We start from the raw sequence: 13,193 nt of genomic DNA on the forward strand, positions 1-13,193 counted from the left end.
AAAAAGCGGTTCTTCTTACAGTATTCTGTTATCTACCCTACACGCTGAACTTCGACAATTTCTCCCTTAACTGTAAGGATGCATCCTCCAGCTTCACAGAAAGCTCCACCAATTGATCGCTTACACTTTGTTGCTCCCCACTAAGAGATGCAACCTCTTGAGAAGCAGCTGACGATTCCTCAGCTATAGAGCTTACGTTACACATCGAATCTGATAGAACCTTTTGCGATTGGCTCAAGCTGTCCATCGACGAAGTTACAGAATTCAGACGGGCAATGAACTGCTGCATCTGATCCTGCACAGATACGAAGATTTCACTAGTGCTCTGCACTGAAGTCATTTGCTGATTAAAGAGCGGCGCAACTTCCGAAAGGACCACAACCGTTTCGTTCATATCTCTCATAACGGTATCTGTTATTTCTGCCACAACAGCGATAGACTCTTTCGATTGATCCGCGAGCTGGCGAATTTCATCGGCCACCACCATGAATCCTCGACCAGCCTCGCCTGCTCTTGCTGCTTCAATGGTTGCATTCAGAGACAAAATATTCGTCTGCTGTGTAATGTTTTGCAGGACATTAAGAACCTTCATAACAGAAGATGCTGTTTCAGTCAGCTCATTAACCTTCCTAACAAGCTGATTGGTCTTCACTCCAGTCATGTTCGTCTCATTTAGTAGTTCTTTCAACCTGTTAAAGCCTTCCGCACTGAGCTCACCGATGCTGTGTACGGTGTGATCCATCTCGTGCGTAGCCGAATTGACCACATCCATCTGCACTGAAATTTGCCCCGTCAGCTCATTACCACGATCGGCTTCCAAAGCCAGACTACCTGCACCAGCCGCTATTTCTTCCGTTGCCGAGGCAATATCCATTGCCGCAGCAGCTGTCTTACGCGAAACACCGCTGAGCTCATCGGCAGTTTCCATTACCTTCCGAGCAGTTTCATTCGTATGGTTAACCAGCTCTGTTATCCGTTCCATCATCATGTTAAAGGAACTGGACAACTGACCGATCTCATCACGTGAGGTGATATTCGTCCGCACCCCCAGATTCCCTTCGGCTCCCTCAGACATCAGATTCTTAAGTCTGTTCAATGGTCGCGAAACCATTCTGACCATCCAGTAGCCCATCAGAATGGCGATAACAGCGGCAAAGGCAACAATAATATAAGTAGTCTTGAGAATCCGGAGCGCGTCTTTCGTCAAATTCTCAGCCGGAACAACACCAAGTAATCTCCATCCCGAGTTTTCTAGTGTTCCATATACAGCTAATATGGATTTCCCCTTCTCATCCTTAGTTGGCAATGACCCTGCCGTATTCTGCAAACCGTTGAGAAGCGTTCCTCCTAGATTTAAATATGTATCCGTCCCCACTTGCTGGGAGGAGGCGATCAATTCATCCTTAGTTGTCAGCAATTGCATGTAGGAGCTTGGTCCAAGATCAACTTTACGAAGATGATTTTCTAAATCGCTAATTCTGATATCGTTAATGACTATGTATCCCGAACCTTTAGATTCACCAGCAATCGATTTCGCCAAATGAACAACTCCTGATGTATTTCCTTCCTGCCCCTGTAATGTACGTGGAATCCATAAACTCTGTGGCTTCTCCTCTAGCTGCTTAAACCATGAGGATTCTCTGAAACTCTCAATAAAAGCGCTGTCTTTTTTGCCCGCAGAAGACATTGGAGTCCCCTCATTCATAGGAATGAGATATACGGCCTCTACACCGTTTGAAGCAGTGAGCCAATCATTTAGCTCCGTACTAATCTGGCTAGACAGTACCTTACGTTCTTCATTGCTTGTGGTGGGATTATTCCCTTGATTGAGTGCATGCTGAATGTCATTGTTGTAAAGGATTCTTTCTAAACCATCCTCATAACGTAGCAATTCCACATCAAACTTCTCTGCGGTTTGGACGACTGTCTGTTGATTGGCTGACAGCGCATTAGTCTCGATCGTATGCTTAGCTACGGAATAGGAAGTGTAGCCGAGCGAGAGTACGAGCACCATTGTCGAAACAAAGAAGATGAGAAAAAGCCGCACCCCAATGGATTTGGATGGATGCAGCTGGAATGGCCTTTTTTCTTTTTTCACTTGTACCTTCATCTAATCATTCACCACCGTGTCGTCTGTTATGCCTACTGGCTTCTTATCTACAAGGTCATGAACATCTGTAACGCCCGATCTGCAAGATACGGTAAATACTCATGACCGTACTCATAATAAACCATAAGCTCTTTGGGCGCTAGTACTTTGTTGTATGCCGCAAACTGCGTTGAAGGGGGACAAATCGTATCGGATAACCCTGTTACCCACAACACTTTGGCCTGAATTCGCTCCGCGAGATTCTGAATATCGATGTAACCAAGTCTATTAAAAATCTCGTCCTCACGCAAATGATGGGGATCAAAGAAGCGGAAATAATAGTTAATTTCTTCATAAGCTGACGTAGTGATATCCAGCTCCCAAGTCCGTCTATAATCTGATAGAAAAGGATACACAGGAACGGCCATGCTCACACGCGGCTCTAATGCTGCACATGCTACAGTAAGTGCCCCACCTTGAGATAAACCAAAAGCACCTATACGTGCTGGATCAACCTCTTTCATAGACATCAATATTCGAGCGGTCTGAGCTGTATCCAAAAACACATTACGATAATAAAGGTTGTCTGGATTAGGATCGTCAATGCCGCGAATGATGTGTCCACGAATGGTTGTCCCTTTTACGGTAAGGTTATCCTCGGAAAGTCCGCCCTGTCCCCGGCAATCCATTGCTAGAACGCTAATCCCATGGGCCGCATAAGTCACCTTCTCCATCCAATCCCCGCTGTCACAGGAATATCCGTGGAACATTACTACACCAGGGCCTTTTTCTTGCACCTTCTTCTTTGGTCTTACATATTTACAATGAATTCTTGCTCCACCTACACCGGTAAAATACAGATGAAAACATTCCGCCAGTTCGCTGACAAACTCCGCAGGCTCTAGTTCATAATCTAGTGATTGTGCGTCCAAATCACGCAGAGCCCGTTCCCAAAATGAATCGAAATCATCCGGCTTTGGACTGCTTCCGTTATACTGCTTTAATTGTGACAATGTCATGTCGCTTCCCAAAATATGATCCTCCTTAAGGTTGTTCACCTAAAAATAATGGAAACGGAAAACCCGAAGTACCGGATTTTCCGTTAGTTTCTACTAATATCAAGAGCTGGATAGTTGCACTTTCTGCAACTATCCAGCTTCAGCCTAGATCTATTGGCGTCTCATGAATGAGTTTATAGTACTCACTCTCTGCTCTTTGGCTGCACTTTGTGCAATAGATTCCTTTTTCCGGACGATATTGAGTCGTTCTGTTGCATATTCTGCAATAAACAGGGGTTCGCACCTAAAGGTTGTTCCCCCTAAGTTCACCCCATTAAATTTTGCCTAAACCCGCATCGTCGCCAACCTCTTCATGAGTTTCGATAACATAGTTAACGATCTCCTCAACTGTTGTATAAGCAACGCCTACATACGTATCAGCAGCGCCATAATAGATGGCAATATGACCGGTTTCTGCATCATGCAGTGTGGCACAAGGGAAAAGAACGTTATTTACAAAACCTCTTTCCTCGTACCATTCTTCCGGTGTTAATACGAAGTTCTTTGAGCGATATTTCACTTTCGATGGCTCATTAATATCTAGAATAACTGCGCCTATGCTATAAACTAGCCCATTACAGGTTCCGGTTACGCCATGGTAGAACATCAACCAGCCTTCAGAAGTTTCGATCGGTGCAGGTCCGCCGCCGATTTTGACACTTTGCCACCAGCCTTGGCCACCTTTGCTCATCACATGACGGTGTTTACCCCAAAATACGAAGTCAGGGCTCTCACTAAGGAATACATCACCGAATGGCGTATGACCGCTGTCACTAGGACGGGATAGCATTACAAAGTTATTATTGATTTTTCTTGGAAACAGCACGCCATTACGGTTAAATGGTAGGAACGGATTTTCCAAGCTTACAAATGTTTTGAAATCTTGCGTTTTAGCTACACCTATTGCTGCTCCGTAGAAATCAGTACACCAAATAATATAAAATGTATCTTCGACCTTAACCAGACGAGGATCGTAAGCATAACGCGGCTGATAAGGATTACCTTCTTCATCTATAAATTGGATCGGCTCATCATCAATCTTCCAATCCAGACCGTCAACACTATGTCCCATACGTAGATGTGGACGAGTTGTGTTATCTTCTACACGAAATACTCCGATAAAACTACCTTCATAAGCAGCAACCGCACTATTAAAAATACGAGCCACACCTTTTGCAGGATTTCTCTTGATAACCGGATTATCATCATGTCTCCAAACCGGATTCTCGTAGCCAGCAGGCTTATCCTGCCAAGGCATATTCGGGATGTTATTTGCACTCGCTCCAACCAATTTCACTTTACTCATTAGTATTCCCTCCAAATGTATGCAACTTTTCAGGTTGCAATTTTATCTAGTAATGTTATTAAATCTAGTAATCTACTTCACTGAACCTTGCGAAAATCCATTGTAGATATACTTTTGCAACGCGGTAAACACAACCAATGTCGGAATAATTGCGATCATAATGGCCGCACATATTACTTCCCACTGAGATCCATATGGCCCCTTAAACTTAAACAATGCTGTAGAGATCGTTTGTAGATCTGCTTTCGGCATATAAAGGAATGGAGTATAAAAATCGTTATAAATATTAACGCCCTTCACGATAACTACAGTTACAATTGCCGGTTTCAGCAGTGGCAAAATAATTCTCCAATAAATCGTCCAATAAGAAGCCCCGTCTAGCATCGCGGATTCATCTAGTGATTCCGAAATCGAATCGAGGAACTGCATAAAAATATAAACAGCGATAATATCCGTACCCAGATACATGACGATTGGTGCCCATCTGGTATTAAACAAGCCCAGGTGATTAATGATTTGGAAAGTGGCCACTTGAGTAGTTACGGCCGGAATCAGAGTAGCAACCAGAAACAGACTGATTAGAATCGTACTGCCTTTAAATTTAAAACGGGATAAAATATAAGCCATCATCGAACCGGTCAGCGTTGCGCCCACAATGGAAATCACAACGATAATAACAGTGTTCTTAAAGCCCAGAAGCATTTTCCCGTCTACAAAAGCCTTAGTATAGTTGGAGAAGTTCAGCCAATTTTCAGGCAGAGTTAGGGGTCCTGTAGAAGCATATTCTGATCCAGTTTTTAATGAAGCGAAAAACACAACTGCGATAGGTATCAATGCTGCAAGTGCTCCCAAAATCAAGGTGAGATATTTGAATATACTAGCAGTGGTATATTTTACAGAATGCATAGTTTATTTCTCCTCCTTGATCAGAACGCGCTGCAGAATGGTAACTAATAATACAATTCCAAGCAATACTACGGCCATCGCTGACGCTAATCCAACCTTGCTGTATTTGAAAGCCACATCTACCGTCTGAATAACAAATGTGCTACTTCCGTTAGAGCCGCCTGTCATGACGTACGGAATTTCAAATACACCAATTGCACCACTAATAGCGAGGATCAGATTCAGTTGCAGAATTCGTTTGATACTTGGCATAATAATATGAATAAATTGATGCCATCTATTTGCACCGTCAATATCAGAAGCCTCATAAACATCCTTACCGATAGAGGAAATAGCTCCAAGAAAGATCAGGAAGTTCATTCCCATATATCTCCAAAGTGATGCGCCGGCAAGCGAAAAGTTTATCAAATTCGGATTGAGAAGCCATTTCTGCTGTAAACCACTGAGTCCGAGTAGGTTAAGAATCGTATCCAGTGTTCCATCCGGTTTGAAAAAGAAAAGGAAAATAAAGCCGATCGCCACACCGTTTAGCAAGGTTGGAAAGAACAAAATCCCTTTGAATGTATTTTTCATACGAACACTAAAACTTAGAATCGTTGCGAAATATAAGGCAAGCCCCATCTGAATAAAAGTGGTAAAGAAATAATACAAACTGACTTTAAAGACAGAAAAATATTCAGGATTCGTAAAAATGGTCTTGTAGTTCTCAAACCCGATATACTCCATATTTTTGCTTAGTCCATTCCAACTTGTGAAGCTATACCGAAACATATTAATAACTGGATAATAAGCAAAAGTGAGCAGTAATACGATCGGTACTAATGAGAACAAGAATATAATCGCGATTCGTTGATTTTTATAACTCAAATTTGAAAACTTGAACACCCGATACACCTCCAGAAGAAAGCTTCCTCATTTATTAAAACTTGTTTAAATGTGAAGAGGGAAATGCTCAGGTAGCATATTCCCCTCCCACATTCGCTACAGCCTATAGCATTAAGAAATACTTATAGTTTTTACTGTGCTGTGACTTTAGCGCGGGCAGCTTTCCACTTATCGTTTAGATCCTTCATGATATCGTCATAGGATTCTTTTCTGTTACCGATCGCCGCTTCAATAATGCGTTTCTTGAAGTCTGGCTGCCAAGCACCAATTTCAGCTTGTTTGTCAATTTCATCAGACCAGCCTTCTTCGCCAGCTTTAGCAGCTGCAAGTGTATCAAATGTTACTTCAGTGCCTTCATATTGTTTCAGAATTTCTGGAAGCTCCGCACCGATAACCGGGCTCATACCGCCACCCTCGGTAGTAGGATAGCCAGATTCATTGATGAACCAATCCACCCATGCTCTTGCAGCTTCTTTGTTCTTACTGTGAATGCTAACACCCAGATTGTAGTCACCAGCAAGAGGTACAAGTACTTTCTCTGCATTGGTTGGGAATGGCATAAATCCAACGTCATCAGGATTAGCGGCTAGACCTTTAATTTGACCAATCGCCCAAGATCCAAGAACCATAGTACCGATTTTTCCATTCGCAAGATCAGCTTTGGAAGATTCCCAATCTGAAGTCGTTGGATCCTCTTCGATCAAACCTTTTTGAGCAGCATCATACAGAACTTTGTACAATTCGTAATGTGGTTGTCCTGGAACATAGTTATCGTCACTTGCAACTTGTCCAATGTTGACATAGTCACGGTTGCCGGCAACTGTAGCCAGATCCGCTTCCCATTGAGTCAATGTCCAGCCAGCTGCATAGTTTGTGTACAAAGGAACTGCTTTTGTTTTATCTTTAATGGATTGCAGAGCAGTCGAGAATTGTTCAGGGGTTCTTGGCACCTCAGTAATTCCAGCGTCTTTGAAGACCTGTTTATTATAAATTACACCGTTAAAGTTGATAGTCATTGGAATACCGTAAGCCATTCCGTTTACTGCACGTTCTTCCACACCTGTGTACTGCTTGCTCAAATCTTCGAGCTTACCGAGCGGTTCGAAGAAATCAGGAATATCTTTAATAGCTATGCTTGTAGGCAACAAGAGAACGTCGCCGTAGTCACTAGTGCTCATCCGAATTTTAATTTGATCTTCGTAAGTAGCAAGCGCTTCAAAGCTTACTTTCACATCGGGATATTTCTCATTGAACTTAGCTGCATACTCTTTGAATACGGTATCAACAATATCCGTTCTTTGGGTAATAACAGTAATATTCCCTTTAATATCTTTGGCTGCTGTATCATCAGCCGGAGTTGCAGTCGCCTCTGTGGTACCGCCATTTCCTGTGTTTTTGCTAGCCTCATTGTTGGTGTTGTTGTTTGAGGAACAACCGCTAAACAATCCTGCAACAAGTGTCAATGCCATTAAGCTCACTATTGTTTTGCCTTTTTTCATGCTTTTACGACCCCTCTCTTCGTTTCGAATCTAATTTTTTATAAATAACAAAATAATAACTTTTATCATCACCAATACTTTATACGAGTATTTATTAATACCACAATTAATGAATAACTCGTGAAAACGAGTGATGATATCGCTTACAAACCCATTATAAATCTATCATCAACGTAAAACGATGGTTTCAATTGCTTTTTCTGGTCTTGTGTTTGTTATTTTTGTTTTTATTATAATAATTTTGTTATCTGAATTTTCAAAGAAGGCCACAAAAAAAGAGAGCTTATCGCTCTCCTAAAATAATAGCTTCCTATATAAGTCTAAAACTCACGTTCAATTTTCGAGAATTTACAGCCGCTTTTATAATCTTTAGGTGTCATACCACATATTTTCTTGAACAATTTATTAAAATAGACAGGATCGCTATAGCCTACCTTCTCGGAAATCTCATAATTTTTCAAGTCAGGATGCTCCATCAGCAGTTCCTTTGCTTTAGAAATACGAATTCTAATCAGATAATCCGTAATCGTCTGTCCCGTCTTCACTTTAAACAAACGGCTGAGATAGCTCGCGTTCATGCCCACTTTCTCCGCTAGGCGCTCAAGCTCGAAGTTCTGATCATACTCCCTCTCCAGTATGCTTTTAGTCTGCTCAACGACGTAATGTTCTCCACCCTCTACAGCTTGTGAGAACATTTCCTCCTGCTCTATCGCGTTCTTTTTCTTTCCATCCTCTACTCTTTTAAGCAGCTCAAATAGCTGAGTTTTATCAATAGGTTTAAGCAAATAATCCATCACCCCATGACGGATCGCTTGGCGAGCATATTCAAATTCACTAAAACCGCTAAGGACTGCAATAGGTATATCCTCCATATGTCCCCTAACTAGTTCAATCAGCTTAAAACCATCCATTCTAGGCATTTTGATATCTGTAATAAGCAAATCAATGTCATCTCGGGATAACTTTTCAAAATGCTCCCAGGCTTCCAGCCCGTTTCCGTAGGACCCAATTACATGTACGTCTAGCTCCATTCTGGATGTAATTTTTTCGAGCCCCCTGCGAATGACTTCCTCGTCGTCCGCAATCATAACATTTATCATCTGAGTAATTCCCTCCAGTTGTATCCGCCAGTTATTATAATTGCGCTATCATCATGAATAATATTCTCCCACGAATTACGTCAATGTACGATTACGCTCATTTATAGTCTTGTATTTACTATAACGAAAGTTATTCAAATTTCCCAGCCGCTTCTATAAAATGTCCTTGAAATCATCTTCGAAAAGGTATATAACTAGATTAAGTTGTTATTAAAAACTAACAATATAATAATAACTTTCTAACAAAAGTGAATGATTCTGATTTTTCTCTTTTCTATATTTTCAATGTAAAGTGGGGATTCTCGATGCGATTTAACAACGAATACATTGCAGGTGTAACCTGGGGTTTCTCGGGTATGCGTGGTTCATGGAAAACGGAAGAAGCTGAACAATCAATGGAATTAATGTCTTCAGTCACCGGAGCGAAATGGACGGCCATTGCTCTTAGTGCGCTTCAAGCTACCCCTCATTCTACGGAAATTCCCTATTGGGAAGAACCTACTGTTAGCGATGAAGAAGTTAAATGGGCTATCGACAAAGCCAAGTCACTACAGCTAAAAGTATGCTTAAAGCCAATAGTAAATTGTGCTGACGGGACTTGGCGCGCACATATTAACTTTTTTGACAAGGATGTTCCCTGCGAGCCTAAATGGTCTGATTGGTTCAGCTCTTACACTACATTCATTCTGCATTATGCGGCTATCGCCGAAGAGACGGGCTGCGAAATGTTCTGTATCGGCTGTGAGCTTGTACAAACGGATAGACGTGAAGCCGAATGGCGTACGCTTATTGCCGAGGTCCGGAAGGTTTACTCAGGTATTCTTACTTATAATTGCGATAAGTATCAGGAAGATAACGTAACCTGGTGGGATGCGCTCGATGTTATATCTTCAAGCGGATATTATCCGGATAGCGACTGGGAAGCTCAGCTTGACCGGATTGAGCGTGTGGTGAAGTCACAGAATAAGCCGTTCTTTTTCATGGAAGCGGGATGCCCAAGCCGGAGTGGCAGTGCAGCAATTCCTAATGATTGGACCTTACAAGGAGAACCAGATCAAGAGGAACAAAGCAAATTCTATCGCGCAATGTTTCAGAGCTGTGAGAACAGAGATTGGGTTCAGGGCTTTATGCTCTGGGATTGGCCTACGCATCTTTATTCTATTCAAGAGGCAGCACAGAATGATGATTATTGTATGTATGGCAAGCAAGCCGCTGGGATCATCAACGAATATTTCACCCTGAAATCAAAAAGTAATAAGAGGAGTGACTAATTACCAATGATTAATTCACCAGAATTATGGCTGACTCAGCTTGAGGATGAGCTACACGGTAACATTCTCAGTTTTTGGATGAAACAGACGAAGGACGAAGTAAACGGTGGCTTTGTTGGTGAAATCGACAATCAGCTGAACACTCGTCCTGAGGCGGAGAAAAGCCTTGTGCTTAATGCCCGCATTCTCTGGTCGTTTGCGAGCGCCTACCGCCTCTACGGTAAGTCAGAGTATTTAGCTATGGCTGAACGTGCCTATACCTACCTTATGGATCATTTCATCGATAAGGAACACGGCGGATTATACTGGATGGTTGATGCTAAGGGCAATCCTTCTCAGGAAAAAAAACAGATCTATGGGCAATCTTTTGCAATCTACGCACTGGCCGAATTCTATCATGCAACTGAACGCCCAGAGGCATTGGATGAAGCGATAAAATTATTCCAGCTTGTTGAGAAATATGGCTATGATCCTATTTATAAAGGTTATATCGAAGCTTTATCTCAGGAATGGCAAATCACAGATAATCTCAGCCTTAGCAGTAAAGATATGAACGAGAAAAAATCTATGAACACTCATCTACATGTGTTGGAAGCGTATACGGGACTGTATCGAGTATGGAAGTCAGAAGAGCTGGAAAGTAAGCTGGCTGAGCTAATCGAAACGATGCTGGATCATATCATTGATAAGGAAGGCAAGCATTTTCATCTTTTCTTAGATGAAGCATGGAATGTGAAATCAGATATTATCTCCTACGGACATGATATCGAAGGCAGCTGGCTGTTAGTGGAAGCCGCAGAAACACTTGGACATGAAGAACTACTCCATCGTGTACGTGCAGTAGCTATCTCCATGGCAGAGGCTGTCCTTGCGGAAGGCATAGATACCGACGGTGGAATTTGGAATGAAGCTGGCCCGAACGGCTTGCTGAGCAAAGAAAAAGATTGGTGGCCGCAAGCTGAGGCGGTTGTTGGATTCTATAATGCTTATCAGCTGACCGGTGACAGTAAATTTAATGAGGCCGCTCAAGCGTCCTGGACTTTTATTGATAAATATATGGTGGATCATAAGTTAGGCGAGTGGTACTGGAGTGTAGATGAGAATTATCAGCCTTTAGCTCATGCTCCAAAGGTTAGCGCCTGGAAGTGTCCTTATCATAATAGTAGAGCCTGTTTTGAAATGATCGAACGACTGAAATCATCTATAAAGGAGACTGGATAATGACATCATTATTTCAAGAACGCAAACAACAACTAACAGAACGATATGAGACTTTGGTTACTCGTAAAAATAATAAACTTCCATACAGTAACGGTATTTATGAGCGCTATGCTAATCCACTGCTTACCGCAGAGCACGCGCCTCTAGTCTGGCGTTACGATTTTAACCCTGACACCAACCCATACTTTGCTGAAAGAATCGGTGTTAACGGTGTATTCAACCCAGGTGCCATTGAGCTGAACGGCAAATTCTATCTCGTTGCACGTGTTGAAGGTAACGACCGCAAATCTTTCTTCGCAGTGGCTGAAAGCGACAATGGTGTGGACGGCTTCCGCTTCTGGGATCATCCAGTCGTGCTGCCTGAGACAGAAGTGCCTGATATTAATGTCTACGATATGCGCCTTGTAAGCCATGAAGATGGCTGGATCTATGGTCTCTTTTGTACAGAACGCAAGGATCCAGATGCTCCTCACGGTGACCTTTCTAGCGCAGTAGCACAATGTGGTATTGTTCGTACAAAGGATCTGAAGTCTTGGGAACGTCTGGCCGATCTCAAAACTGGTTCAGCTCAGCAGCGTAATGTCGTGCTCCACCCTGAATTTGTAGACGGAAAGTATGCTTTCTACACTCGTCCACAGGATGGCTTTATTGATGCAGGCTCCGGTGGCGGGATTGGTTGGGGACTTTCGGATACAATTGAGAATGCTGTGATTACTAGTGAGACAATCATGGATGAACGCCACTACCACACCATCAAGGAAGTAAAGAATGGTCAAGGTCCAGCTCCAATCAAAACCTCAAAAGGCTGGCTGCATATTGCTCATGGCGTACGGAACACAGCTGCAGGACTCAGATACGTTCTCTATGCTTTCTTATCAGATCTTGAAGAGCCAAACAAAGTCACGCATTCACCAGGTGGTCATTTCATCGCACCCGACGGTGAAGAACGTGTCGGCGATGTTTCAAACGTCGTGTTCTGTAATGGTGTGATTGCACGCGATAACGGTGAGATCTATATTTACTACGCTTCCTCGGATACTCGTATCCATGTAGCTACAACTACCGTTGACCAAATGCTAGATTATGTTCTGAACACACCAGAAGATCCCCTTCGCTCTTATGCTTGTGTGCAGCAACGTATCGCCCTCATTGATCGTAATTTAGCGCTTTAGGGTTTGGCTTTTAAACTTATACATGAAAAAGGCGTCCTCAGTTAAAGCTTCTACTGGGAACGCCTTTTTTTACTTCACGTTAATCGTTGATTGCTGTACCTTGAAGGAAAAACATCTCACTTCGTTGCATAAATAGCCCGGTATTCATCCTCCAGCATAGACATCAAAATCAAGTTATGAAATTCTCCATCAGCATAAAGAGCATCTCGCTCCACACCATCGCGCTTGAAACCGAGCTTCTCATAGACATGTACAGCTCTTGGATTAAAAGGATATACACCTAGATGGATCCGATGCAGCTTCAAGGTTTCAAAGCCATATCGCAGCATTTGAGTCATAGCTTCAGTACCGTAGCCTCTACCTCTATGTTCATGACTACGAATCCCAATTCGAATGTTTGCACTACGGTTGTCCGGATCTATTTCATTCAATACCACTTCTCCAATAAGCTCATCCGTTTCCTTGACAATAATCATAAGATCCACACGATCCTCAGCCGGAGCACTAATCTTACGAATCCAAGCCGCAGTTTGCTCGCGAGAGATTTCTCCTTGTGACCCCGTTAGACGTCCCATCTCCTCATCAAGTAAAAAGTTGTAATAGGACTCCAAATCAGACTCTTCTACACCACGCAGATGAATATGTTCGCCTTCAATCCTTGGCAATGTAATAACTTCAGTCATAAC

The 13,193-nt window shown here is 42.6% G+C and carries 11 protein-coding genes; 3 read left to right on the forward strand and 8 right to left on the reverse strand.

Translation table 11 applies throughout. The features are described 5' to 3' along the window. Positions 1-37: 37 nt before the first annotated feature. The 7 genes from NSS67_RS25705 to NSS67_RS25735 form a co-directional block, all read right to left on the reverse strand. The gene (locus NSS67_RS25705) at positions 38-2,110 is read right to left on the reverse strand and encodes a methyl-accepting chemotaxis protein (RefSeq protein ID WP_339316563.1); all 2,073 of its coding nucleotides are present in this window, start codon (positions 2,108-2,110) and stop codon (positions 38-40) included. A 47-nt stretch (positions 2,111-2,157) separates the two neighbouring features. Then, the gene (locus tag NSS67_RS25710; RefSeq protein ID WP_339316564.1) at positions 2,158-3,120 is read right to left on the reverse strand and encodes an alpha/beta fold hydrolase; all 963 of its coding nucleotides are present in this window, start codon (positions 3,118-3,120) and stop codon (positions 2,158-2,160) included. Positions 3,121-3,421: 301 nt separating this feature from the next. Beyond that, on the reverse strand, positions 3,422-4,453 hold the full coding sequence (locus NSS67_RS25715; RefSeq protein WP_339316565.1) for a glycoside hydrolase family 130 protein: 1,032 nt from the start codon (positions 4,451-4,453) through the stop codon (positions 3,422-3,424). 72 nt (positions 4,454-4,525) lie between these two features. Then, on the reverse strand, positions 4,526-5,359 hold the full coding sequence (locus NSS67_RS25720; protein ID WP_339316566.1) for a carbohydrate ABC transporter permease: 834 nt from the start codon (positions 5,357-5,359) through the stop codon (positions 4,526-4,528). A 3-nt stretch (positions 5,360-5,362) separates the two neighbouring features. Further along, entirely contained in the window at positions 5,363-6,244 is an 882-nt protein-coding gene (locus NSS67_RS25725; RefSeq protein WP_339316567.1) for a sugar ABC transporter permease, read from the reverse strand. Positions 6,245-6,375: 131 nt separating this feature from the next. Then, positions 6,376-7,743 carry an extracellular solute-binding protein gene (locus NSS67_RS25730; RefSeq protein ID WP_339316569.1) on the reverse strand — a complete coding sequence of 456 codons (1,368 nt, stop codon included), beginning with the start codon at positions 7,741-7,743 and terminating at the stop codon, positions 6,376-6,378. Between the two features lie 320 nt (positions 7,744-8,063). Continuing rightward, complete coding sequence (locus tag NSS67_RS25735; protein WP_339316570.1) at positions 8,064-8,843, reverse strand: response regulator; 780 nt, start codon at positions 8,841-8,843, stop codon at positions 8,064-8,066. Between the two features lie 305 nt (positions 8,844-9,148). Between NSS67_RS25735 and NSS67_RS25740 the strand changes: the two genes are divergently transcribed. From NSS67_RS25740 to NSS67_RS25750, 3 genes are read left to right on the forward strand one after another with little or no spacing between them, the layout of a single operon-like run. Continuing rightward, the gene (locus NSS67_RS25740) at positions 9,149-10,114 is read left to right on the forward strand and encodes a 1,4-beta-xylanase (RefSeq protein ID WP_339316572.1); all 966 of its coding nucleotides are present in this window, start codon (positions 9,149-9,151) and stop codon (positions 10,112-10,114) included. A gap of 6 nt (positions 10,115-10,120) precedes the next feature. Further along, entirely contained in the window at positions 10,121-11,335 is a 1,215-nt protein-coding gene (locus tag NSS67_RS25745; RefSeq protein WP_339316574.1) for an AGE family epimerase/isomerase, read from the forward strand. Further along, on the forward strand, positions 11,335-12,507 hold the full coding sequence (locus NSS67_RS25750) for a glycosidase (RefSeq protein WP_339316575.1): 1,173 nt from the start codon (positions 11,335-11,337) through the stop codon (positions 12,505-12,507). The genes NSS67_RS25745 and NSS67_RS25750 overlap by 1 nt, the downstream gene beginning before the upstream one ends. Positions 12,508-12,623: 116 nt before the next feature. Here NSS67_RS25750 and NSS67_RS25755 read toward each other — a convergent pair whose 3' ends face one another. Then, on the reverse strand, positions 12,624-13,190 hold the full coding sequence (locus tag NSS67_RS25755) for a GNAT family protein (protein WP_339316576.1): 567 nt from the start codon (positions 13,188-13,190) through the stop codon (positions 12,624-12,626). Positions 13,191-13,193 lie beyond the last annotated feature (3 nt).

The sequence above is a fragment of the Paenibacillus sp. FSL R10-2734 genome, from assembly GCF_037963865.1.
Lineage (GTDB): Bacteria > Bacillota > Bacilli > Paenibacillales > Paenibacillaceae > Paenibacillus_AQ.

Bases quoted from the DNA above. Each gene is read 5' to 3' on its own strand.
- NSS67_RS25705 (WP_339316563.1), bottom strand. From the start codon at position 2,110: ATGAAGGTACAAGTGAAAAAAGAAAAAAGGCCATTCCAGCTGCATCCA.
- NSS67_RS25715 (WP_339316565.1), bottom strand. From the start codon at position 4,453: ATGAGTAAAGTGAAATTGGTTGGAGCGAGTGCAAATAACATCCCGAAT.
- NSS67_RS25720 (WP_339316566.1), bottom strand. From the start codon at position 5,359: ATGCATTCTGTAAAATATACCACTGCTAGTATATTCAAATATCTCACC.
- NSS67_RS25730 (WP_339316569.1), bottom strand. From the start codon at position 7,743: ATGAAAAAAGGCAAAACAATAGTGAGCTTAATGGCATTGACACTTGTT.
- NSS67_RS25735 (WP_339316570.1), bottom strand. From the start codon at position 8,843: ATGATAAATGTTATGATTGCGGACGACGAGGAAGTCATTCGCAGGGGG.
- NSS67_RS25740 (WP_339316572.1), top strand. From the start codon at position 9,149: ATGCGATTTAACAACGAATACATTGCAGGTGTAACCTGGGGTTTCTCG.
- NSS67_RS25745 (WP_339316574.1), top strand. From the start codon at position 10,121: ATGATTAATTCACCAGAATTATGGCTGACTCAGCTTGAGGATGAGCTA.
- NSS67_RS25750 (WP_339316575.1), top strand. From the start codon at position 11,335: ATGACATCATTATTTCAAGAACGCAAACAACAACTAACAGAACGATAT.
- NSS67_RS25755 (WP_339316576.1), bottom strand. From the start codon at position 13,190: ATGACTGAAGTTATTACATTGCCAAGGATTGAAGGCGAACATATTCAT.